The organism is Caulobacter sp. FV1ye6ST (assembly GCF_058681225.1).
In genome coordinates, this window is the sequence record NZ_CM178733.1 from 1814870 (window position 1) to 1836850 (window position 21981).

25 protein-coding genes are annotated in these 21981 nt (G+C 67.4%); 15 read left to right on the plus strand and 10 right to left on the minus strand.

From position 1 onward, the window contains the following. Nucleotides 1-85 precede the first annotated feature (85 nt). The 5 genes from ACW175_RS09100 to ACW175_RS09120 are packed head-to-tail and all read left to right on the plus strand — an operon-like array spanning nucleotide 86 to nucleotide 5632. Nucleotides 86-1345, plus strand: coding sequence for a hydrolase (locus ACW175_RS09100; protein WP_492104238.1), 1260 nt, complete (start codon nucleotides 86-88; stop codon nucleotides 1343-1345). Continuing rightward, nucleotides 1346-2350: an arginine N-succinyltransferase gene (locus ACW175_RS09105; protein WP_492104239.1), complete on the plus strand. Its 1005-nt coding sequence runs from the start codon at nucleotides 1346-1348 to the stop codon at nucleotides 2348-2350. Beyond that, entirely contained in the window at nucleotides 2347-3798 is a 1452-nt protein-coding gene (gene astD, locus ACW175_RS09110; protein WP_492104240.1) for a succinylglutamate-semialdehyde dehydrogenase, read from the plus strand. The genes ACW175_RS09105 and astD overlap by 4 nt, the downstream gene beginning before the upstream one ends. Continuing rightward, nucleotides 3795-5135: an N-succinylarginine dihydrolase gene (astB, locus tag ACW175_RS09115; RefSeq protein ID WP_492104241.1), complete on the plus strand. Its 1341-nt coding sequence runs from the start codon at nucleotides 3795-3797 to the stop codon at nucleotides 5133-5135. Before astD ends, astB begins: the two co-directional genes overlap by 4 nt. Next, on the plus strand, nucleotides 5132-5632 hold the full coding sequence (locus ACW175_RS09120; RefSeq protein ID WP_492104242.1) for a GNAT family N-acetyltransferase: 501 nt from the start codon (nucleotides 5132-5134) through the stop codon (nucleotides 5630-5632). Before astB ends, ACW175_RS09120 begins: the two co-directional genes overlap by 4 nt. Here ACW175_RS09120 and ACW175_RS09125 read toward each other — a convergent pair. Further along, nucleotides 5629-6429, minus strand: a complete 801-nt coding sequence (locus ACW175_RS09125) for a LytTR family DNA-binding domain-containing protein (RefSeq protein WP_492104243.1) — start codon at nucleotides 6427-6429, stop codon at nucleotides 5629-5631. The two genes, ACW175_RS09120 and ACW175_RS09125, sit on opposite strands and share 4 nt — an antisense overlap. Nucleotides 6430-6564: 135 nt before the next feature. Here ACW175_RS09125 and ACW175_RS09130 point away from each other — a divergent pair, with 135 nt between their 5' ends. Beyond that, nucleotides 6565-7782: an acyltransferase family protein gene (locus tag ACW175_RS09130; protein WP_492104244.1), complete on the plus strand. Its 1218-nt coding sequence runs from the start codon at nucleotides 6565-6567 to the stop codon at nucleotides 7780-7782. On the opposite strand, the gene phhA is transcribed toward ACW175_RS09130, so the two are convergent. Together phhA and hspQ are read right to left on the minus strand one after the other, a co-directional pair. Beyond that, nucleotides 7737-8621 (minus strand): phenylalanine 4-monooxygenase, encoded by an 885-nt coding sequence (gene phhA / locus ACW175_RS09135; RefSeq protein ID WP_492104245.1) that lies wholly within the window; start codon nucleotides 8619-8621, stop codon nucleotides 7737-7739. The genes ACW175_RS09130 and phhA overlap by 46 nt on opposite strands. A gap of 81 nt (nucleotides 8622-8702) precedes the next feature. Continuing rightward, the gene (gene hspQ / locus ACW175_RS09140; protein WP_099577162.1) at nucleotides 8703-9032 is read right to left on the minus strand and encodes a heat shock protein HspQ; all 330 of its coding nucleotides are present in this window, start codon (nucleotides 9030-9032) and stop codon (nucleotides 8703-8705) included. A gap of 163 nt (nucleotides 9033-9195) precedes the next feature. On the opposite strand from hspQ, the gene ACW175_RS09145 reads away from it, so the two are divergent. The 9 genes from ACW175_RS09145 (at nucleotide 9196) to ACW175_RS09185 (ending at nucleotide 18844) form a co-directional block, all read left to right on the plus strand. Continuing rightward, complete coding sequence (locus ACW175_RS09145) at nucleotides 9196-10305, plus strand: Ppx/GppA phosphatase family protein (RefSeq protein ID WP_099577165.1); 1110 nt, start codon at nucleotides 9196-9198, stop codon at nucleotides 10303-10305. After that, nucleotides 10302-11012: an RlmE family RNA methyltransferase gene (locus ACW175_RS09150; RefSeq protein ID WP_099577167.1), complete on the plus strand. Its 711-nt coding sequence runs from the start codon at nucleotides 10302-10304 to the stop codon at nucleotides 11010-11012. Before ACW175_RS09145 ends, ACW175_RS09150 begins: the two co-directional genes overlap by 4 nt. After that, on the plus strand, nucleotides 11009-12055 hold the full coding sequence (locus ACW175_RS09155) for a potassium channel family protein (protein WP_492104246.1): 1047 nt from the start codon (nucleotides 11009-11011) through the stop codon (nucleotides 12053-12055). Before ACW175_RS09150 ends, ACW175_RS09155 begins: the two co-directional genes overlap by 4 nt. A gap of 147 nt (nucleotides 12056-12202) precedes the next feature. Continuing rightward, on the plus strand, nucleotides 12203-12400 hold the full coding sequence (locus ACW175_RS09160; RefSeq protein ID WP_492104247.1) for a hypothetical protein: 198 nt from the start codon (nucleotides 12203-12205) through the stop codon (nucleotides 12398-12400). Nucleotides 12401-12529: 129 nt separating this feature from the next. Beyond that, on the plus strand, nucleotides 12530-13993 hold the full coding sequence (gene guaB / locus ACW175_RS09165; protein WP_492104248.1) for an IMP dehydrogenase: 1464 nt from the start codon (nucleotides 12530-12532) through the stop codon (nucleotides 13991-13993). A 3-nt stretch (nucleotides 13994-13996) separates the two neighbouring features. Further along, a complete protein-coding gene (locus ACW175_RS09170) occupies nucleotides 13997-14392 on the plus strand; it encodes an MAPEG family protein (RefSeq protein WP_099577179.1) in 396 nt (131 codons plus the stop codon). After that, entirely contained in the window at nucleotides 14392-15669 is a 1278-nt protein-coding gene (locus ACW175_RS09175) for an RsmB/NOP family class I SAM-dependent RNA methyltransferase (protein WP_492104249.1), read from the plus strand. Before ACW175_RS09170 ends, ACW175_RS09175 begins: the two co-directional genes overlap by 1 nt. 42 nt (nucleotides 15670-15711) lie before the next feature. After that, on the plus strand, nucleotides 15712-17271 hold the full coding sequence (guaA, locus tag ACW175_RS09180; protein ID WP_492104250.1) for a glutamine-hydrolyzing GMP synthase: 1560 nt from the start codon (nucleotides 15712-15714) through the stop codon (nucleotides 17269-17271). Nucleotides 17272-17587: 316 nt separating this feature from the next. Then, complete coding sequence (locus tag ACW175_RS09185) at nucleotides 17588-18844, plus strand: tyrosine-type recombinase/integrase (protein WP_492104251.1); 1257 nt, start codon at nucleotides 17588-17590, stop codon at nucleotides 18842-18844. A 59-nt stretch (nucleotides 18845-18903) separates the two neighbouring features. Here ACW175_RS09185 and ACW175_RS09190 read toward each other — a convergent pair whose 3' ends face one another. The 7 genes from ACW175_RS09190 to ACW175_RS09220 all read right to left on the minus strand — a co-directional run bounded on the left by ACW175_RS09190 (nucleotide 18904) and on the right by ACW175_RS09220 (nucleotide 21912). Further along, nucleotides 18904-19203 (minus strand): helix-turn-helix transcriptional regulator, encoded by a 300-nt coding sequence (locus tag ACW175_RS09190; RefSeq protein ID WP_492104252.1) that lies wholly within the window; start codon nucleotides 19201-19203, stop codon nucleotides 18904-18906. Nucleotides 19204-19351: 148 nt separating this feature from the next. Then, nucleotides 19352-19630, minus strand: coding sequence for an HU family DNA-binding protein (locus ACW175_RS09195; protein ID WP_012286257.1), 279 nt, complete (start codon nucleotides 19628-19630; stop codon nucleotides 19352-19354). Between the two features lie 54 nt (nucleotides 19631-19684). Further along, on the minus strand, nucleotides 19685-20152 hold the full coding sequence (locus ACW175_RS09200; RefSeq protein WP_492104253.1) for a hypothetical protein: 468 nt from the start codon (nucleotides 20150-20152) through the stop codon (nucleotides 19685-19687). Nucleotides 20153-20339: 187 nt separating this feature from the next. Continuing rightward, nucleotides 20340-20528, minus strand: coding sequence for a hypothetical protein (locus ACW175_RS09205; RefSeq protein ID WP_125157513.1), 189 nt, complete (start codon nucleotides 20526-20528; stop codon nucleotides 20340-20342). 52 nt (nucleotides 20529-20580) lie between these two features. Beyond that, nucleotides 20581-21228 carry an alpha-ketoglutarate-dependent dioxygenase AlkB gene (locus tag ACW175_RS09210; RefSeq protein WP_492104254.1) on the minus strand — a complete coding sequence of 216 codons (648 nt, stop codon included), beginning with the start codon at nucleotides 21226-21228 and terminating at the stop codon, nucleotides 20581-20583. Next, nucleotides 21225-21599: a hypothetical protein gene (locus ACW175_RS09215; protein ID WP_492104255.1), complete on the minus strand. Its 375-nt coding sequence runs from the start codon at nucleotides 21597-21599 to the stop codon at nucleotides 21225-21227. Before ACW175_RS09215 ends, ACW175_RS09210 begins: the two co-directional genes overlap by 4 nt. Further along, nucleotides 21592-21912: a hypothetical protein gene (locus ACW175_RS09220; protein ID WP_492104256.1), complete on the minus strand. Its 321-nt coding sequence runs from the start codon at nucleotides 21910-21912 to the stop codon at nucleotides 21592-21594. The genes ACW175_RS09215 and ACW175_RS09220 overlap by 8 nt, the downstream gene beginning before the upstream one ends. Nucleotides 21913-21981 lie beyond the last annotated feature (69 nt).

Below are 21981 nucleotides of genomic sequence, written 5' to 3' on the forward strand. Positions count from 1 at the left end.
GCGGGTGACCGGTTTCCTCAGGTGAGGTGACAACGTTTTACCCCGCGGCCCTTGGTTATCGTGACTGAGGGAGGACCGGCTTTTCATGCGACTCAATTCAGAAGATCGCGCGGTTCTGGATCGCATCGCCCGCGATGGCGGCCTGATCGTCGACCGCGCCGTGGACTGGTGCGCCATCAACTCCGGCAGCCGGCACCTGGCCGGACTGGAGCGCCAACGGCAGGTTCTGCTCGACGCCGCCGCGGCGGGCCTGCCCGCGGCGCCGATCGAGACACCGCTGTCGCCTTCGCGCGAGATCACCGCCGATGGCCGCGAGACCGAGTTCCACCATCCGCCCTCCCTGGCCGTGGTGGTGCGTCCCGAAGCGCCAGTTCAGGTCGTGCTGACCGGCCACTACGACACGGTCTATCCCGAGACCAGCCCGTTCAAGGTCGTGCGCACGCGCCCCGACGGCGCGCTGCACGGCCCGGGCATCGCCGACATGAAGGGGGGCATTTCGGTCATGCTGGCGGCGCTGGAGGGGTTCGAAGCCCACCCGGACGCGCGCAATGTTGGCTACCGCGTGCTGCTGTCGCCGGACGAGGAGATCGGCTCGATCGCCTCCGGGCCCGTGCTGGCGGACTTCGCGCGACGCGGCCACGTCGGCCTGACTTATGAGCCGGCCCTGGCCGACGGGGCCTTGGCCTCGGCGCGCAAGGGCTCGGGCAACTTCCACATCGTCATCCATGGCCGCGCGGCTCATGCCGGCCGCGACTTCGCCGCCGGCCGCAACGCCATCATCGGCGCCGCGCGGGTTGCCGAAAAGCTGCACGGCCTGAACGGCCAGCGCGACGGCGTTACCGTCAATGTCGCCCGCATCGACGGCGGGGCGCCGCTGAACATGGTGCCGGACGTGGCGGTGGTCCGCTTCAACGTCCGCTTCCCCGAAGCGCAGGCCGCCGCCTGGTTCGAGGCCGAGGTCGCGCGGATCGTCGGCGAGATCGGTGACGACCTGCACGCCCACCTGCACGGCCTGATCACCCGCGCCGCCAAGCCGTTCAACGCCGCCCAACAGCGCCTGTTCGGGGCGGTGAAGGATGTCGGCGCGCTGCTGGGCCAGGACATCGCCTGGAAGCCGTCCGGCGGCGTCTGCGAGGGCAACAACCTGTTCGCCTCGGGCCTGCCGAACGTCGACACCCTGGGTGTGCGCGGCGGCGATATCCACAGCGAGGCCGAGCACGCCTTTCCCGAAAGCTTCGTCGAGCGCGCCCAGCTCTCGGCCCTGATCCTGATGAAACTGGCCAGCGGCGAGATCGACGCCAGAGCGATCCGCGCGGCCATGCCGTCCCTTGAGGGGGGAAACTGAATGCTTGTCGTCCGTCCCGCCGGCTCCGCCGACTTCGACGCCCTGATGGAGCTGGCCGTGCTGTCCGGGCGCGGCTTCACCAGCCTGCCGGAAGACGAGCCGACCCTCCGCGCGCGTCTCGCCCTGTCCGAAGCCAGCTTCCAGTCCGGCGTCGCGCCGCCCGAAGCTTGGTACACCCTGATGCTGGAGGACCTGGACGCCAACGACGTGATTGGCGTCGCCGGGGTCAAGGCGGGTGTGGGGCTGAAGCGACCGCACTTCTCGTTCCGGGTGGTCACCCTGGCTCAGTCCTCGCCGACCCTGGATAAACGCTTCGACCACCGGGCGCTGGTGCTGGTCAACGAGTGCGCCGGCTGGTCGGAGGTGGGGTCGCTGTTCCTGCGCCCGGAGCGGCGCATGGGCGGGGCGGGGCGTTTGCTGGCCCAGTCGCGTTACATGCTAATCGGCCTGGAGCCCCAGCGTTTCGCCGAGATGGTGCTGGCCGAACTGCGCGGTTGGTTCGACGAGGACGGCGGCTGTCCGTTCTGGGATCACGTGGCCAGCAAGTTCTTCCGCCTGGAGTTCGACGAGGCCGACATGATGAGCGCCTCGACCGACGGCCAGTTCATCCTCGACCTGGCGCCGCGCCATCCGATCTATGCCGAGCTGCTGCCGAAGGAGGCCAGCGAGGTGCTGGGCCGCGTCCACCGTGAGGGCGAGGCGGCGCGGGCCATGCTGGAGACCGAGGGCTTCCGCTATCAGGGCCTGATCGACATTTTCGACGCCGGACCGACGGTGGCCGCGCGCCGCGACGACATCAAGACGGTGCGCGATGCGCGCAGCCTGCGGTTGAAGATCGGCGAGGACGCCTTTGGCGAGGAGGCCCTGGTCTCCACGGGCGCCTTGGCCCGCTTCCGGGCCGTGCGCGCGCCGGTGTTGGTCGATGGCGAGAGCGCGATCCTGGGGCGGGAGGCGGCGCGGGCTTTGGGCGTGCATGAAGGCGACATGGTGCGGGTGAAGGCATGAGCGGGCTCTATATCGACGGCAAGTGGCGCTCCGGGCGTGGCCCGGAACTGGTCTCGACCGATCCGGCGACCGGCGAGGCGGTGTGGCGCGAGGGGACCGCGAACGCGGCCGACGTCGCCGAAGCGGTGGACGCCGCCCGCCGAGCCTTCCCGGCCTGGGCCGTTCGTCCGCGCGACGAGCGGGTCGCCATCCTGCGCCGCTACAAGGAGATCCTGGTCGAGCGCACGGCCGCCTTCGCCGAGGCCCTGAGCCGCGAGACGGGCAAGGCGCTGTGGGAGACCAAGGCCGAGCTGGGCTCGATGGCTAGCAAGGTCGACCTGTCGGTCCGCGCCTACGACGAGCGCACGGGCGTCACCGAGACCGCCATGCCGTTCGGTCGCGCCGTGCTGCGCCACCGCGCCCACGGGGTCATGGCGGTGCTGGGACCGTTCAACTTCCCGGGCCACCTGCCTAACGGCCACATCGTGCCGGCCCTGCTGGCGGGCGACACCGTGGTGTTCAAGCCGTCGGAAGAGACGCCTCTGGCGGGCCAACTGATGGTCGAGGCGCTGGAGGCGGCCGGCGTACCGGCGGGTGTGGTCAATCTGGTCCAGGGCGGCCGCGAGACCGGCCAGGCGTTGATCACCCAGGAGATCGACGGTCTGCTGTTCACGGGCTCGGCCGCCGCCGGGACCTTCTTCCGCCGTCACTTCGCCGACCGGCCGGACGTGATCCTGGCCCTGGAGCTGGGCGGCAACAATCCCTTGATCGTCTGGGACGCCGATGACGCCGAGGCCGTGGCGGCGCTGGTGGTGCAGTCGGCCTTCATCACCACGGGCCAGCGCTGTTCGTGCGCCCGGCGGTTGATCGTGCCTGACGACGCCTTCGGCCGGACGGTGATCGAGGCGACGGCGGCTCTTGCCGACCGGCTGTCGATTGGACCGTGGAACGGGGAGGGCGAGGCCTTCATGGGGCCGCTGATCTCGGCTCGAGCCGCCACGGCCGCCCGCGCGATCGCCGATACGATGGGCGGGCATCGCATTCGCGCGCTGGGTCAGGTGGAGGGGCTCAGCGAGGCCTTCGTGACGCCGGGGGTTGTCGATGTCACCGGCGTCGGCACGCCCGACGAGGAGCTGTTCGCCCCGTGGCTGCAGGTGCGCCGTGTGTCCAGCTATGACGACGCCCTGAAAGCCGCCAACGCGACGCGCTATGGCCTGTCGGCGGGGCTTATCTCAAGCGAGTCAAGGCGCTGGGATCAGTTCCTGAACCGCATACGCGCGGGCGTGGTGAACTGGAACCGCCCGACGACAGGCGCGGCGGGGTCGATGCCGTTCGGCGGGCTTGGCGCCTCGGGGAACCACAGGCCCAGCGCCTACTATGCCGCCGACTACTGCGCCTATCCGGTCGCCAGCTTCGAGGCCCCTCTGATCACCGACACCCTTAGGGACATCAAGGGGTTGCGCGGATGAGCCTGGCGGTCGAGGCCAATTGCGATGGCCTGGTCGGGCCGACCCACAGCTATGTCGGTCTCTCGCCCGGCAACCTGGCCAGCCAGAGAAACGCCGGCGAGGTGTCGAACCCGCGCGGCGCGGCGCTGGAAGGCCTTTCGAAAATGCGCCAGTTGGCGGATCTGGGCATCCCTCAGTTCGTGCTGCCGCCCCATGAGCGGCCAGCGGTAAATCTCTTGAAATCGCTGGGCTTTTCCGGTTCGGACGCGGCGGTGATCGAACGGGCCTGGAAGGATGCGCCAGCCCTGGCCGCCGCCGCCTGTTCGGCCTCGCCGATGTGGGCCGCCAACGCCGCCACCGTGACGCCCAGCGCCGACGCCGCCGACGGCCGTGTCCACTTCACGCCGGCCAACCTGTTGACCAACCTGCATCGCAGCTTGGAAGGGCCGCAGACCACCCGCGCCCTGCGCCGGCTGTTCCCGGACGAAGCCCGCTTCGCCGTCCACGACCCGTTGCCTGCCCAGCCACACTTCGCCGACGAAGGCGCGGCCAATCATGTGCGTCTCTGCGCCGAGCATGGCGCGCCGGGCGTCAACCTGTTCGTCTGGGGGCGCGAGGCCTGGGACCATTGGGATGGTCAGTTCCCGGCCCGCCAGACTCGCGAGGCCTTCGAAGCGATCCAGCGTCGCCACGGCGCGGCGCGGGCCGCTTTCGCGCGGCAAGGCAAGGCGGCGATCGAGGGCGGGGCGTTCCACAACGATGTCGTCTGCGTCGGCACGCGCGAGTGCCTGTTCTTCCACGAGCGCGCCTTCGAGGATCGCGCTGGGATGGAGCGAGACGTTCGCGCCGCCGCCGACGGGCTGTTCGAGCCGGCCTTCGTCGAGGTCTTGGAAGCCGACCTGCCGATGGCCGATCTGGTGGCCAGCTATCTTTTCAATTCGCAGCTATTGGTCGTTCCTGGCGCGGATCGCCTGGTCCTGCTGGCCCCGGCCGAGACCCGCGACAATCCGCGCGCCTTCGCCGTGGCCTCGAGCCTGGCCTCGTCCAACGGCCCGATCGGGCGCGTGGAGTATGTCGACGTCCGCCAGAGCATGCGCAACGGTGGCGGTCCGGCTTGCCTGCGTCTGCGGGTGGTGCTGACCGAAGCCGAGCTGGACGCGACCAATCCGGCGCAACGCTTCACACCCGGCCTGCACACGACGCTCGCCGACTGGATCACCCGCCGCTATCGCGACCGCCTGGCCCCAGCGGACCTGGCCGATCCCGACCTTTTGATCGAATGTCGGGAGGCTTTGGACGAACTCAGCCAGATCCTGGGCCTGGGCAAAGACTTCTATCCATTCCAGAGGGTGTCATGAGCATCACCATCCGGCAGGCGAGCCTCGACGACACCTCCGGGATTTTGGCCGCGCACAGAGCCGCGGCGGTTCAGCCAGGGCGATTGGCGCGCACACCCGACGAAATCACGGAAGCCTATGTTCGCGGCGTGATCGAGACGCCAGGCGGGGTTTGCCTCGTGGCGGTCGATCAGGAAGGGGGCGTCCGCGGCGAGATTCACGCGCGCAGGGAGCAAATCGCGCTCTTCTCCCACGTGCTGGGCGGGGTGACGGTCGCGGTCCAGCCGGATCACCAGGGGCGAGGCATCGGCTTCAAGCTTTTCATGGCCTTGATCGCCGAGGCTCGCACCATGAGCCCTCCGGTGCTGCGCATCGAACTCGCGGCCGGGGCGGGCAATCCGGACGCCATCCGGCTCTACGAGCGCCTGGGCTTCCAGCAGGAGGGGCGGCAGGTCGCGCGGGGCCGGTTTCCGGATGGTCGGTTCGAGGACGACATCCTGATGGGCATGTTGCTCTAGCTTTTCAGAGCCGCCAGGGCCTCGGGATAGCGCCGCGACAGCGGGACCTCCAACGCGCCCAGCTCCACGGCATAGTCGCCGGAGCCCTCGGGCTTCAGCCCCGTGACCCGTGAACGATTGACCAGCCAGGATTTGTGGCAGCGCACGAAGCCGTGCGCGGCGAGACCGTCGAGCACGGCGCTCAGCGACGAGCGCATCAGTGGCCGGCGCTCGTCAGCCAGGACGAATTCCACGTAGTTGCCGGCGGAGCGCACGGCCGCGATATCGGCGATGGGCACGCGGATCAGCCGCGCGCCATCCTGGATGTCGAAGGTGGCGGGCAGGGCAGGGGCTTGGACGCCGACCGGCCCCTGGGCGCTGCGCCGCAAGGCCAACCAGTAGATGATCGTGGCCAGGCCGTACGACATCATGTCCTTGCGGAACTCGTAGGGAAACTCGCTCGAGAGCGGCCCAAAGTCATAGCCTTCATGCAGAATGACGGCGTGGCCGAGCTTGCGGAGAGCGACGAAGCTCGAAACGTGCACGACGGAGTAGACGAAGACGGCGACCAGGTGCGCCGGGACGGCCTGCCACCACCGCGGCTGTTGCCGCACCATCCAAAGGGCCATGGCGGCCGGAATGCCGAAGATGACCATGGTGACCAGCGCGCTGCTGACTTCCCAGATCGCCGGCCGGATCACGCCCAGTCTTGGTGCGTCGTGCTGGATGGTCAGGACGTTGACCACCGTGATCGCGGCGATAAGGCAGGCTCCGAGAATCCAGGCGCGGGTGAGCCAAAGACGCTCCTCGCCGGTCATCCCGAAAAGCCCGCCGCTTGTCCCTGGAGCTTTTCCGCTCGTCCCAGCCAGCGACCGTTGATCCCCGGACGCTTGGCCGGTAGGGGCGCGCTGCGTCAGGTCCTTGGCATCGCTTTTCAAGCCGGACGCCTCTTCATGACCACGACTGCCTTACCCTTTGAGCGGCGCTATGACCTCGATTGGATTCGGGTCGGCGCATTCTTCCTGCTGATCCTCTATCACACAGGCATGTTCTACGTGCCTTGGGAATGGCACGTGAAGTCGCCGCGGATCATCGAGGGCCTGATGCCCTTCATGCTACTGACCAATCCGTGGCGCTTGACGCTGTTGTTCCTGGTGTCGGGCGCGGCGACGCGGTTCATGGCTGACAAGACGCCGGTCGGGAAGCTGACCTGGGCCCGGATCGCGCGCCTGCTGCCGCCGCTGCTGTTCGCGATGTTCGTGATCGTGCCGCCGCAGTCCTACTATCAGGTGGTCGAGTACATCGCCCTGCATCCGAACAGCGGTCTCACGGTCGACAACTTCTGGGTCCGCTACGTCACCGCCTCAGGGCGCTGGTGCGGGACCGACGGCGAGTGCCTGACCACCCCGACCTGGAACCACATGTGGTTCGTGGCCTATCTCTTGTTCTACACCTTGGTCTTGGCCGTCATGCTGCTGGTCTGGAAGAAGGCTGGCCAGCACATCCAAAAGGCCGCGGAGTGGACGCTGAAGGGCGTCGGTCTGTTCGCCTGGCCGATTCTGTTCCTGGGCATGCTGCGCGCCACGCTGTACGCCAAGTATGGCGAGACCCATGCGCTGGTCGGCGACCACTATGTCCATGCGGTCTCGTTCAGCGCTTTCCTGCTGGGCTTTGGTCTGGCCAAGTCCGAAGTGCTGCGCGATCGCCTGACCGCCATGCGCTGGCCGGCGCTGGCGGTGGCTTTCACGGCCTGGGCGGCCTGGAGCGTCTATGTCTGGACCTATCGCGGCGACAGGGCGGTTCCGCCGCCTCAGCTGAAGCTGGTCATGCGCTTCGTGTTCGCCACCGACACGTGGTGCGCCATCGTCGCCATCCTGGGCTTCGGGGCCAAGCACCTGGCCAACAAGGGCGGCCCGGTGCTGCGCTACCTGACCCTGGGCGTCTTTCCCTTCTACCTGGTCCACCAGACCCTGATCGTGGTCATGGCCTATCACCTGGCCAAGCTGGGACTGCCTCAGGGCCTGGAAGGCGCGATCCTGGTCGTGGCGACCTTCGCCGGTTGCTTCGCCACCTACGAGATCGTGCGGCGAATCCCGGGTGTGCGGATCCTGTTCGGCCTGAAGGGTCAGCCGGCCGTGGCTGAAGCCAAGCGTCCGCCGGCCTTCGCATAGGCCTGGCTGCCGCGCGTGATGACGGTGTCGCTGGGAAGGATCTCGGCGACACCGATCTCGCTGGCGCCGGCCAGGCGTTCATAGAGGCCGCTAAAGTCGCGCAAAGTCACCGCCTGCAAGGTCTGGATCGAGTCGATCACGAAATAGGCCTGCTGGAAGTCGTCGATCCGGTAGTTGGTGCGCATCACCCGCTCCAGCTCGAAGCCGATGCGGTTGGGCGAGGGATCGTCGAGCGCGAAGATCGACTCCGCCCGCGACGAGACGATGCCGGCGCCGTAGATGCGCAGCCCCGCTGGCGTGTTCATCAGACCGAACTCCACCGTGTACCAGTAGAGGCGGGCGAGGTTGGTCAGGCGGCCCAGGCCCAGCGCGCGCTGACCGCCCTGACCATAGGCCTGCATGTAGTCGGCGAAGACCGGGTCGGTCAGCATCGGCACGTGGCCGAAGACATCGTGGAAGATGTCCGGCTCCTGCAGATAGTCCAGCTCGTGCGGCTTGCGGATGAACTGGCCGGCGGGGAAGCGGCGATTGGCCAGGTGATCGAAGAACACGTCGTCGGGCACCAGGCCCGGCACGGCGACCACGGTCCAGCCGGTCAGCCGCTGGAGTTCCTCGTTGATGCGCTTGAAGTCGGGAATGCCGGTGCGGTGCAGGTCCAGGGCGTCGAGGCCACGCATGAAAGCCTCGCAGGCGCGGCCGTGCAGCATGTCGGCTTGGCGCTCGTACAGGGTGATCCAGACGTCGTGCTCGGCCTGGGAATAGGTTTCCCAGCCCTGGTCGATCGTCCAGTCGAGACGCGCGCCGGGGGGCGGTCCGTTGCTAAAGCCATCTCCGCTCATGCGACGACGCTACGCCCCGGATCAGGCAAATGCTGTTCGGAGTTTGCGCCGAAAACGCTGTTCGGCGGAGAAGCGTGCCGCCTAGTGGGAAATTCGGGGCCGAAGCTTGTAAAGCCCGTGGTCGAACGACTCGAAGATCACCGCGGTTTGCGGGTGACCGACGGGCTCGCCGCTGTCGTCCGGCAGCAGGTTCTGCTCCGACACATAGGCGACGTAGCTGTTGTCCTCGTTTTCGGCCAGCAGGTGGTAGAACGGCTGGTCCTTGGTCGGCCGGATGTCCTCGGGGATGGACTCCCACCACTCGTCGGTATTGGCGAACACGGGGTCGACGTCGAACACCACGCCCCGGAACGGGAAGATGCGGTGCCTGACGACCTGTCCGATCGCGAATTTAGCGAGTCTCGAGTTCATGGCGTTAGGAATAGCCGGGCGGACCTGACTGAATCCTGAACGTAGAGGTCAGCACGCGGAACACAAGCGGGCGCCTTCCAGTGGGCGAGTCACATGATATGGTCGAGTCGAAGTGAGGTTTCGCGACCGTTCGCGAACACCTGCGAGACAGGTAGTAGAGACCATGTCGGAGGCGCCGCGTGCGCCCGGCGCGCCACAAGGCCGGCGCCGGAGGTCTCAGGAGGAGTCCGTCGCTTGTTACGCGGCGCTCGACCTGGGGACCAACAACTGCCGCCTGCTGGTGGCCACGCCCACGCCGCGCGGGTTCCGCGTCGTCGAGGCCTATTCCCGCATCGTGCGCCTGGGCGAGGGCCTGTCGCAGACCGGTCAGCTGTCAGAGGCCGCCATGGAGCGCTCGCTGGCGGCCCTGAAGGTCTGCGCCGAGAAGATTCGCCGCCGCAAGGCGATCCGCGTGAAGGCCGTGGCGACCCAGGCCTGTCGGGGTGCGACCAATGGTCCCGACTTCGTCAGGCGGGTGCAGGAAGAAACGGGCCTCAAGCTGCAGATCATCAGCCCGCGCGAGGAAGCCCAGCTGTCGGTGGCCGGTTGCATGAGCCTGTTCGACCGCGAGCAGGACGCGGCCCTGGTGGTCGATGTCGGCGGTGGCTCGACCGAATTGTCCTGGGTCGACCTGAAGGCGGGCGGCCTGGACGCCAAGCCGCGCCAGTTCGCCGCCTGGAAGCTGCCGATCAAGGCCTGGCTGTCGATCCCGGTGGGCGTCGTCACGCTGGCCGAGCGCTTTCCCGAGGGTGAGCGCGCCGACGAAGGCTGGTTCCGGGCCATGGTCGACGATGTGAAGGCTCGCATCGAAGCGTTCCCGCACGCCGAACCCATGCGAGAGATCTTCGCCGAGGGCAGGGCGCATCTGATCGGCACCTCGGGCGCCATCACCAGCCTGGCGGGCCTTCACCTGGGCCTCCCGCGCTATGACCGCAACATCGTCGACGGTCTCTGGATGGACCGCGCCGACTGCGACGCCGCGTCCGAGCGGCTGCAGGGCCTGACGGCGGCCGAGCGTGCCCTGGAGCCGTGCATTGGCGCGGATCGAGCCGATCTTGTCCTCGCGGGGGCGGCCATTCTGCAGGCCGTTCAGGAGCTGTGGCCATGTTCGCGCGTGCGTGTCGCCGACCGAGGCCTTAGAGAGGGCCTTCTGATGTCCCTGATGTCCGACCAGCAGAAGCGCCCGCGTCGGCGTCGTCGCGGCGGATCGTCCAAGAAGCCGGTAGCCGCATGAGCGATGAAGAGCCCCCCCGCAAGCGCATGGTCAAGCCGCCAGCCGGCGGCACTGAAGGCGGTCGCGCCAAGCCCGCGCGCCTGAAGACGGCTTATGGCCGCACGCCCAGCCAGCAGGCGTGGCTGGAGCGCCAGATCAACGACCCGTTCTCGGCCAAGGCCCGCGCCCTGGGCTATCGTAGCCGCGCTGCGTTCAAGATTAGCGAGATCGACGACAAGTTTCGCTTCTTCCACAAGGGCGCCAAGGTCATCGACCTGGGTTGCGCACCGGGCGGCTGGCTGCAGATCGCCGTCGAGCGCGGCGTGACCCAACTGGCCGGCATCGACCTGCTGCCGGTTGATCCGGTCGCCCCGGCGCACCTGCTGGAGATGGATTTCACCGCCGACGACGCGCCCGGCAAGCTGCTTGAGCTCCTGGACGGCGCGCCCGACGTCGTCCTGTCCGACATGGCGCCCAATACCGTGGGCCACCGCGAAACCGACCACCTGCGCATCGTCGGCCTGATCGAAATCGCCGCCGAGTTCGCGATTGATGTTCTGAAGCCGGGCGGCGCCTTCGTCGCCAAGGCCTTCCAAGGCGGCGAAACGGCCGAGGTCATAGGGCGTCTCAAGCGCCACTTCGACAAGGTCCAGCACTTCAAGCCCAAGGCTAGCCGCGCCGACAGCTCGGAGGTCTTCCTGGTCGCGACGGGGTTCAAGGGACGGTGAGCCGGCCGGGGGGCGCGATCGGGGCGCTGGTCGCCCGGCCGTTCCGCAATCTGGCGATCTCGGTCGCTTTCGTTTTCCTGGTCGGCCTCTTCGCCGTCGTCGGCTATCTGAGCGCGGGCTGGTCATTCGACGACGCCATCTACATGGTCACCCTGACCATTTTCACGGTGGGCTACGGTGAAGTCAGGCCGATAGACACCGGCTACTTGCACATGATCACCATGGCCACGATGGTGTTCGGGTGCACCGGGGTGATCGTGGTCACCGGTTCGCTGGTTCAGGCGCTGACCCAGTCTCAACTCGAACAGTTCTTCGGAAAGCGCGTGGAACGCGATATCGACCGGCTCGAGGGCCACATCATCATCTGCGGTTTCGGCCGCATCGGGCTCATGCTGGCCGGCGAGCTGGCCTCGGCGGCCGAGACCTTCGTCGTCGTGGAGCGCGACGAGGCGCGCTGTCAGGAAGCGCGGGATCTCGGCTATCTTTGCCGTCATGCCGATGCGACCGACGAGGACGTCCTGCGCGCGATGCGTGTCGAGAGGGCCAAGGTCCTGGCCACGGTCCTGCCAGACGACGCGGCCAATGTGTTCATCACCCTGTCGGCCCGCAGCCTCAATCCCAAGCTTGAGATCATCGCCCGCGGCGAGCGTCCTACGACCGAACGAAAGCTGATCCAGGCCGGCGCGGACAAGGTGGTCATGCCCACCCACATCGGCGCGGAGCGGATCGCCGAGATCATTCTCTACCCGAGGCTGGCCAGCTTTCTGCGTGGCGCACAGTCCGACACGGGCCAGCAGGAAGCGCGCTTGGCGACCTTGGGGCTGGATCTCAGCGTCGTGACCGCGCCCGCGTCCTTCGCGGCCCGGCGTGTGACGGTCGGGGAGTTCGAGCGTCGCGGCGGCGGGCTGCTGGTGGTTCGAATCGACCGCGTCGATGGCCGCGTGGTCGACGCCCCAAAGCCGGAAGAGCTCATCGACGCCGGGGACGGTGTCTCGATCGTCTCGAAGCTAGGCCGCGTGGGCCTTTCGGCGCTCGCCGACTGAAGTTGCTATCGCCTGGATTGCGAAGGTGGCAAAAGCAATCCTAAATAGTTGAATAAGCAGGGAAATTTACAATTCTCCCTCTTGTCAGCGGTCGGCCTCCGCACGAGCGTCTGAAATGCGCGTTTCGCGTCCACCAAGAGGCTACCCATGTTGAAGTCCCTGAGCATCGTCGCCGCCTTTGCCATCGCCTTGTCGGGCGCCAGCGTCGCCTCCGCCGCGCCCTGCAAGGACGCCAAGGGTAAGTTCATCAAGTGCCCGGCCGCCGCGCCGGCCAAGCCGACCAAGTGCAAGGACGCCAAGGGCAAGTTCGCCAAGTGCGGCACGCCGGGCGCCAAGCCGGTCTAGGATCCCCTGCGGCGGCGTTCCCGACGTCGCCGTTCTTCCCTGAGAAAAATTCATCTCCATTTCGCACTTGCGGCGGGTCGACAACCGGCGGCCTCGCGGCTACATACGCGCCGCAAAATGGAGACTCCGATGGAGATTCGCGAAGGGCTCACCTTCGACGACGTTTTGCTCGAACCCGGCCCGTCCGACGTCATGCCTACTCAGGTGACGACCGAGACCCGGTTCACGCGTGAAATCAGTCTGAACATACCGCTCGTGTCCGCCGCCATGGACACGGTGACCGAAAGCCGCCTCGCCATCGCCATGGCGCAAGCCGGCGGCCTGGGCGTCCTGCACCGCAACCTCACCAACGAGGAGCAGGCCGACCAGGTGCGCGAGGTCAAGCGTTACGAAAGCGGCATGGTCATCAATCCGCTGACCATCCATCCCGACACCACCCTGGCCGAGATCCGCGAGATCACGGCCCGCCGCAAGATCTCGGGCTTCCCGGTGGTCGAGCGTGGCACCGGCAAGCTGGTCGGCATCGTCACGAACCGCGACATGCGCTTCGAAGGCGACGCCAATGTCCCGGCCTCGGCGATCATGACCCGTGAAGGGCTGATCACGGTGGGCGAGGGCGTCGACCAAGTCGAAGCCCGTGAGCTGCTCCGCAAGCACAAGATCGAACGCCTGATCGTCGTCGACGAGGCCTATCGCGCCGTCGGCCTGGTCACGGTGAAGGACATCGAGAAGGCCCAGGCCCACCCCCTGGCGGCCAAGGACGACAAGGGCCGCCTGCTGGTCGGCGCGGCCTCGACCGTCGGCGACGCCGGTTTCGAGCGCTCGATGGGCCTGGTGGACGCCGGCGTCGACGTCGTCGTCATCGACACCGCCCATGGCCACTCCAGCCAGGTCGCCCAGGCCGTCTCGCGCCTGAAGCGCGAAGCCAACCGCGTCCAGATCGTGGCCGGCAACATCGCCACCTACGACGCCGCCCGCGCCCTGATCGACGCCGGCGCCGACGCGGTGAAGGTGGGCATCGGCCCGGGCTCGATCTGCACCACCCGCATCGTCGCGGGCGTGGGCGTGCCGCAGCTGACCGCGATCATGGAAGCCGTGCGCGCCGGTCGCGAGAGCAACACCCCGATCATCGCCGACGGCGGCATCAAGTATTCGGGCGATCTGGCCAAGGCCATCGCGGCCGGGGCCTCGACCGCCATGATGGGCTCGATGTTCGCGGGCACCGAAGAGGCGCCGGGCGAGGTGTTCCTGTACCAGGGTCGCTCGTACAAGAGCTATCGCGGCATGGGCTCGGTGGGCGCCATGGCCCGCGGCTCGGCCGACCGCTACTTCCAGAAGGAAGTAACGGACAGCTTCAAGCTGGTGCCCGAAGGCATCGAGGGCCAGACCCCGTTCAAGGGCCCGATCTCGCCGGTGCTGCACCAGTTGGTCGGCGGTCTTCGCGCGGCCATGGGCTATGTCGGCGCACCGACCATCCCCGAGCTGCAAAAGCGCGCCAAGTTCGTGCGCATCACGGGCGCTGGCCTGCGTGAAAGCCACGTCCACGACGTGATGATCACCCGCGAAGCCCCGAACTATCCGAGCGCGGTTTAGGCGATGCGGATGGCCTTCGAGCTGCAGATGCTGGCGGCGGCGGTCCTGATCGGGATCGTCCACCTGCTGTGGGCGGCCGCGGCAGCCCAGCCCCAGCGCGGCTTGAAATGGAATGCGGGGCCCCGCGACGAGCCGGTCGTACTGACCGGCGTCGCGGGGCGCCTGGAACGCGCCTTCGCCAATTTCCGCGAGACGTTTCCGTTCTTCGCGGCCCTGGTGCTGGTCGATTATCTCGGCGGTCGCCTGGGCGAACTCACCTCGCTGGGCGCGCTGATCTATGTGGCGGCGCGCGCTGTCTACATCCCGCTCTATGCCTTCGGCGTGCCCTATGTGCGCAGCTTGACCTGGGTCGCCTCGATGGTCGGGATCTTGATGCTGCTCGCGGCCCTGGTGGTCTGATGCGCGACGGCGGACGGGTTTCAGCGGCGATCGAGGTTTTGACCGAGATCGAGACGCGGCATTTTCCCTCGAAGATGGCCTTGAAGCGTTGGGGCGAGACCGCGCGCTACGCCGGCTCCAAGGACCGCGCCTTCGTTTCGGGCCTCGTCCTGGATGCTCTGCGCCGCAAGCGTTCGCTGGGCTGGATGATGGGCGACGCGAGCGCGCGCGGCGTCGTTCTGGGCGTGCTGGCGATCACCTGGAAATGGACGCCTGAGCGGATCTCCGAAGCGGCCGCGGAAGAGCATGGCTTCGGCCCTCTGACAGACGCCGAACGCGAGCGATTGGCCAACCCCGTCTCGCTGGACGCCGCTCCGGCCCCGGTGGCCGGCGACTATCCCGACTGGCTGGAAGAGCGCCTGGTCCGGGCGTTCGGCGCCGACCAGACGGTCGAGATGCAGGTGCTGTCGGAGCGCGCCCCGGTCGACCTGCGCGTCAACACCCTGAAGACCGACGCCGAGCGCGGCGCCAAGGCCCTGGCGCCGATCCATGCCGCGCCGGCGGGGATCCTGCCCAACGCCTTCCGCATCCCTGCGCCCGCCGCCGCCGACCGCACGCCGTCGGTCGAGGCCGTACCGGCCTTCTCCAAGGGCTGGTTCGAGGTCCAGGACCTGGGCTCCCAGATCGCCGCCGCCGTGGCCGGCGAGGTCAAGGGCAAGCAGGTGTTGGATTTCTGCGCGGGCGGGGGCGGCAAGACCCTCGCGCTCGCCGCGGCCATGGGTAACACCGGCCAGATCTTCGCTCACGACAGCGACGCCCGACGCTTGGCCGACTGTATCCGGCGCGGCCAGAGGGCAGGGGTCCGCAACCTCCAGATCCGCTCGCCGATCGAGGCGACGCCCTTGAAGGGGCTGGAAGGCAAGATCGATGTGGTCTTCGTCGACGCCCCCTGCACCGGGTCTGGCACCTGGCGCCGGCACCCCGACGCCAAGTGGCGGCTGTCGCCCGATCAACTGGCTAAGCGTCAGATCGAGCAGGACAGCGTGCTGGAGGACGCCTCGACCTTCGTGAAGGCCGGCGGCCGCATGGTCTACGTAACCTGCTCGCTGCTGGTCGACGAGAACGAGGATCGCGTCGCCGGCTTCCTTGAGCGCCACCCAGAATTCACCGTGAAGCCGATCGCTCTGGACGGCGTCGATCACGTCACGCCGGAAGGCTATCTGCGCCTGACCCCTCATCGCGCCGGGACGGACGGCTTCTTCGCCGCCGTGCTGGAGCGGTCGTCCTATACCCCCTGACCTGACCGCCCGATCGAAACAAAGACCGCTGGAGACTTGCCGATGACCACCGAAACCGAACACCAGCGCGTCCTGATCGTCGACTTCGGCAGCCAGGTGACCCAACTGATCGCCCGTCGCGTGCGCGAGGCCGGCGTCTATTGCGAGATCCATCCATTCGATAAGGCCGAGGCCCTGGTCGACGAGTACAAGCCCTCGGCCATTATCCTGTCGGGCGGACCGGCCAGCGTGCTGGAGGACGACAGCCCCCGCATCGGGCGCAAGCTGTTCGACCTCGGTCTGCCGATGCTGGCCATCTGCTACGGCCAACAGCTGCTGTGCGACGTCCTCGGCGGCAAGGTCGAGGGCGGCCACGCGGGTGAATTCGGTCGCGCTGAACTGACCATCGGCAAGACCAGCCCGCTGTTCGACGGCTTGGCCGGCGTCGGCGAGCTGGAAACCGTCTGGATGAGCCATGGCGACCGCGTCACCGCCATTCCGGAAGGCTTCGAAGTCATCGCCACCTCGACCGGCGCGCCGTTCGCGGCCATCGCGAATGACGCCAAGAAGATCTACGCCGTCCAGTTCCACCCCGAGGTGGTCCACACGGTCAATGGCGGCAAGATCTACAAGAACTTCCTGGCCCTGGCCGGTCTGAAGGGCGACTGGACCATGGCGGCGTTCCGCCAGGAAATGGTCACGAGGATCCGCGACCAGGTCGGGACCGGCAAGGTGATCTGCGGCCTGTCCGGCGGCGTCGACAGCTCGGTGGCCGCCGTTCTGATCCACGAGGCGATCGGCGACCAGCTGACCTGCGTCTTCGTCGACACCGGCCTGCTGCGCAAGAACGAGGCCGACCAGGTCGTCACCCTGTTCCGCGACCACTACAACATCCCGCTGATCCATGTGGACGCCGGCGACCTGTTCCTGGGCGAACTAGCCGGCGTCAGCGACCCGGAGACCAAGCGCAAGATCATCGGCCGCCTGTTCATCGAGGTCTTCGACAAGGAAGCGGCCAAGATCGACGGGGCCGAGTTCCTGGCCCAGGGCACGCTCTATCCCGATGTGGTCGAGAGCGTCTCGGCGCGTGGCGGCCCCTCCGCCGTGATCAAGAGCCACCACAATGTCGGCGGCCTGCCGGACTACATGAAGCTGAAGCTGGTCGAGCCGCTGCGCGAGCTGTTCAAGGACGAGGTCCGCGCCCTGGGCGTCGAGCTGGGCCTGGCGCCGGCCTTCGTCGGCCGCCACCCGTTCCCCGGCCCGGGCCTGGCCATCCGCATCCCTGGCGAGATCACGCCCGAGAAGGTCAAGGTCCTGCAGGACGCCGACGCCATCTATCTGGAAGAGATTCGCAACGCCGGCCTCTACGACCAGATCTGGCAGGCCTTTGCCGTGCTGCTGCCCGTGAAGACGGTCGGCGTGATGGGCGACGCCCGCACCTACGAGAACGTCCTGGCCCTGCGCGCGGTGACCTCGACCGACGGCATGACCGCCGACTTTTTCGAGTTCCCCTGGCCGATCCTGGGCAAGACCGCCACGCGCATCATCAACGAGGTGCGCGGCGTCAACCGCGTCGTCTACGACGTGACCAGCAAGCCGCCTGGCACCATCGAGTGGGAATGATTCAGGGCCTTTCGGGGACCTTCGCGGACCATCGCGAATATCGGTTAAATCATTGAAATAATAAGTGTTCTGGCTCTCCAACGATCGGCGACGATCGAGGGGGGCCAGTTCAAATTTCGTGCGATTGACGGTACGCCCGCGACCTTGCTCGCGAGGGCGAGCGGCTGATACCGTCAGGCAAGTCAGGCCTGACGGTATTTTTTCCAACATCAAGCCCTTGAATTTCCTCAGAAAAGGCGATCCCGACATGCCGTTTTTGGCGTGACGGTATTTTGCGGCCTTTTCCTTGGTTTTCGGGGCAAGACGGAGGCCGTTCATGCTCACCGATGCAGCACTCAAGTTTCTGAAACCAAAGAAGAAACCGTACAAGGTCGCGGACCGTGACGGTATTTACGTCGTGGTCTCTCCCGCGGGCTCCATCACCTTCCGGCTTGACTACCGGATCAACAACCGCCGGGAGACCCTGACGCTAGGCCGCTATGGGCGCGATGGCGTCAGTCTGCTCAAGGCGCGCGAGCTTGGGATGGAAGCCCGGCGCAGAGTGAGGGAAGGGGTCTCGCCGGCCATCGAGAAGCAGCGTGACAAGGCGCGCATCAAGGCGGCCAAGACCTTCGCCGACTTCGGGCGCAAGTGGATCGAGGAAGGCCGCATGGCCGACAGCACTCGCGCCATGCGCCGCGCCATCTATGAGCGCGACGTCGAGCCGGCCTTCAAGAACCGAATGCTGACCGAGATCGAGCCGGGCGACGTTCGCGCGCTCTGCCAGCTGGTGAAGGATCGCGGGGCGCCCGCGACCGCCATCCACATCCGAGATCAGATCAACCTGATCTTCGCCTTCGCGCGCCTGCACGGCGAGAAGGTGGAAAACCCCGCCAAGGACGTCAGCCCGTCGTCGATCTGGTCTTTCACGCCGCGCGAGCGGGCGTTGTCGCCTAAGGAGATCCGGCTGCTCTATCCGCTCCTTGAGCAGGTCCCGACCTTGCCGACGATCCGGCTTGGCATGAAGCTCATCCTGCTGACCCTGGTGCGCAAGAGCGAGCTGCAGGACGCCACCTGGGACGAGGTCGACTTCGTCAACGCGATCTGGAGCATTCCCGCAGCCCGTATGAAGGCCAGCCGGGCCCACAACATCTACCTGTCGACCCAGGCCCTCGACATCATGATCGCGCTAAAAACCTGCGCTGGGAATTCGCCCTATCTGCTGCCTTCGCGCTACGAGGCCGACCAGCCGATGTCACGAGCGACGTTCAACCGCGTGACGATGTCGATCGCCGAGCGGGCCAAGGCGCAGGGGCTCCCGCTCGCGCCGTTCACGGTCCACGACCTGAGACGGACCGGATCGACCCTGCTGAACGAGATCGGGTTCGAAAGCGACTGGATCGAGAAGTGTCTGGCCCACGTCGATCGCAGGACCTCTCGCCGGGTCTACAACGTCGCCGAATACGCCCAACAGCGGCGCCACATGCTCCAGGAGTGGGCGGACATGATCGACGCCTGGGTGCGGGGCGAGCGGCATGTCCCGACCTTGAAGCCGGCGGACATCCACGGGGTCACCCTGGATCCACGGACCTGAACGTCGCCCCGACCCTCTCGGTGTAAACGAGAGGGGCTGGGCAAGGCGGGGCGATTAGGTCAGCGGCTTCGCACCGGCCTGGTCTTGCGATCGCGGACATCGGGCAGGGGCGCGCGCTCTTGGGTTCCTTCCTGAGCCTGGCGCTTGCGCTCGGCCAGCCAGGTCTCGACCTCCGCCAGATCCCAGACCACGCAGCGGCGGGTCAGGGCGAAGCGGCGGGGGAATTCGCCGCGCCGCTCCATCTCGTAGATGGTCGTGTCGGCCAGCGGGACGATCTTGTGGAGCTGGGCGCGGCGGATCGCCCGCAGGGGCGGGCCGTCGGCGGTTCGGGCTTTGTCAGGGGATGGGGTTTGGGTCATGGCGTCCTCACGCCGTGACCCTGCTGCGCCGCCGATAGATCGCGCAACCGACAAGCGGCCATCGGCGCGCGCCGGAAATCAAAGGCAACAAGACGGCGGGGCGACACGACCGCGGTCCGTTCGGGACCTGGGTCGCGTCGCCGTATCGTCAGCCGTTGACGGCGTCTTTCAGCTGCTTGGCGGCCGTGAAGGCGACCTTCTTGCTGGCGGCGATCTCGATCGTTCCGCCCGTGGCCGGGTTGCGGCCGGTGCGCGCTGGCTTGGCCTGGACCTTGAACTTGCCAAAGCCCGGGATCGAGACCTCTTCGCCCTTGACCGCCGCATCGCTCAGCGCCTTGAAGACGCCGTCGATGAGGGCCTTGGCCTGGGTCTTGGTGAGTTTGGGCTCGGCGGCCACGGCGGCGTCGACCAGGTCCGAAACGTTCATGGGAAAGCTCCTGCGCTATAGGGCCGGCCAAACTGGGCGCGTCGCGCTGGCTTGTCATCCCTGTATTGGACGCGCCCGTTGGGGCGGAGGCCGGCGCTCAGCTTCAGTCCTGGTCCAATGGGCGTCCGCCGTAGATCGCGGCCGGATCTGCCCGTCCCGGATGGCGATGCGGTTACGGATGCCTTTGGCCATCTTCTCGTCGAGCTTGGGCGTGTTCCAGCCGGCCGCGCCGCCCAGCTGGATGGGCTGATCGGGGAAGCTGAGGAAGGTGAAGACCCGATTGGTGACCTCGATCATCCAGGCCTTCATCTCGGGGTCGGAAATTCGCGAGGCTTCAAGATAGGGGATCTCGCCCGTCGGGGTGACGATCTTCACGTCGCTGAAGTCGCCGGCGGGGCTGATCACCTCGCGGCCGGCGTGCCAATCCTCGATCTTGGTGTTGCGCACGCAGGTCTCCACCAGGGCCAGCGCCGCACGGGCCAGGGCCCGGCGTTCGGTTTCAGTCCACGGAGCCTCGGTCATGGGCGATCCTCTTCTGGGCGGTCTGTTGTCCGCCAGGGCCGATCGGAGGTCAAAGGTCGCGACAGGGCTGGGCGCCTCGCGCGCAACGCGCGCGACTGGGCTCTACGGCGTCATGCGCGGCGCGAATGATCGCCGACGAGCCCCTTCGGGTCTCGTCCCATGCGGGTGACGATCCCGGGCGCGGACTTCAGGCCTGGATCGGCTGGAAGTTGCCCGGGTCGAGTCCTTCGGGGATGCCGCGCACATAGAGGCCTTCGGCGTGATGGCGCGCGAAATCCTCCACCTCGTAGACCTGGCCGTTGAAGATCCCCAGGTGCGGAAGGTCGGGGCCGGTGCGCATCACCGGCTGGCCCGGTTCGAAGGCGTGCTCGATCATAAGAGGTCTCCCGTCCTGGTCGCCGGCACTGTCAGGGCGGCGGCGGCGCGGTTCAAAACACGTGTTCGTCAGCAGCGTTGGCGCGAGCTGGCGCGGGCTTGGGCACGGTGCGGAATGTCACCGAGTAGCGCAGGGCCTCCACCGGCGGGATGCTGTGCTGCCATTGGCTGCGCGAGGGGCCGCTCATCAGATAGGCCGAGCGCGGCTCAGCCTCGATCGAGGCCCGGTCCCAGGCTTGGCCTGACCGACGACGCAGGCGGAAGGTGCAGGGCGACAGCAGCGAGACCCCGGCGATGGCGATGGCCGGCGGCCGGTCGCGATGCCAGCCGATCCCCGCGCCGGGCGCGTATTCGGTGACCAGGGCGTGGGCGAAGGTGTGGCGGGCGAACCCCGTGAAGACCGCGACCTTGTCCAGCAGCGGGGCGAGGAAATCGGGCAGGGGCTCGCCGGTCTCCACCAGCGCGCCGTCCGGTCCGCGTCGCCAGCCAAACCCAGCGACCCGCCTATGGCCCAGATAGCCTTTGTGCTCGTAGGGCTGGAAATCCAGGTCCGCGAACCGCGCGACCAGGGCTTGCTCCTCGACCGGGGTGATCAGCTCGGTCTGGTGACGAAAACCCTCCGGCAGGGGCGTCTTGGGGGCGATCGGCAGGTCAAAGAGACTGGGCTGGAAATCGATTGCGCGGGACGAGCGGGCGGTCACAGGCCGACCTGTTCGGGCAGAACCCCGGCGTCGAGCAGCATCGTCACCAGATGAGCTCGCTGTGCCGCAGGCGTGTCGGCTTGAGCATCCTGATAGCCGCCTTGCATCAGGCGCACGATCGGCCAATGACCGCCGCAGCCGCGCTGGGGGCAGAACACTCCGGCCTGGACCTGGGCGATGGTGCGGGCCAGGCGCTTGCGCAGGCGCTGGCCGAGAAACTCGCGACGCCCCCAGGTCCGCTCCATGCCGCAGTACTGGCAACGGAACTGGACGTCCCAGCCACGCTCCAGGCAATCGACCAGGCGCGTGCCGGCCATGGCCGGCTGTAATCGGGCGGCCTTGCGCCGGTCGCTCTCGCTAGGTTCAGGCATCGGCCGGCGGCTCCACCTGCCGCACCGCTCGCCACCACGGCCATTGGTGGCCGCCGCCGCGCTCGGTTTTCTCGACCTCGAACCAGGCCACGTCGCCGTCGAAGTCCGGCACATGCTGCGGATCGACATAGTCAGCGCGGCTGCTCAGGCCCCGATCGGTGTGCAACAGGAAATGCAGCGTGCGCCGGGTCCTGGTCTCGCCATAGCCCTCATGGACCGCGATCCGGGTGAGCCGGGCGATCGTCCGAAGATAGACCCGCGGCGGCCTGGAGACGTGAAGCCGCGCGCGCTGACCGGCGCGTTGGGTTGGCATATTAGGCTCCTAGATGTTCCTAATATGTTCTCATTCTTGGAGGTGACGGAGTCAATAGCTGAACCCGCG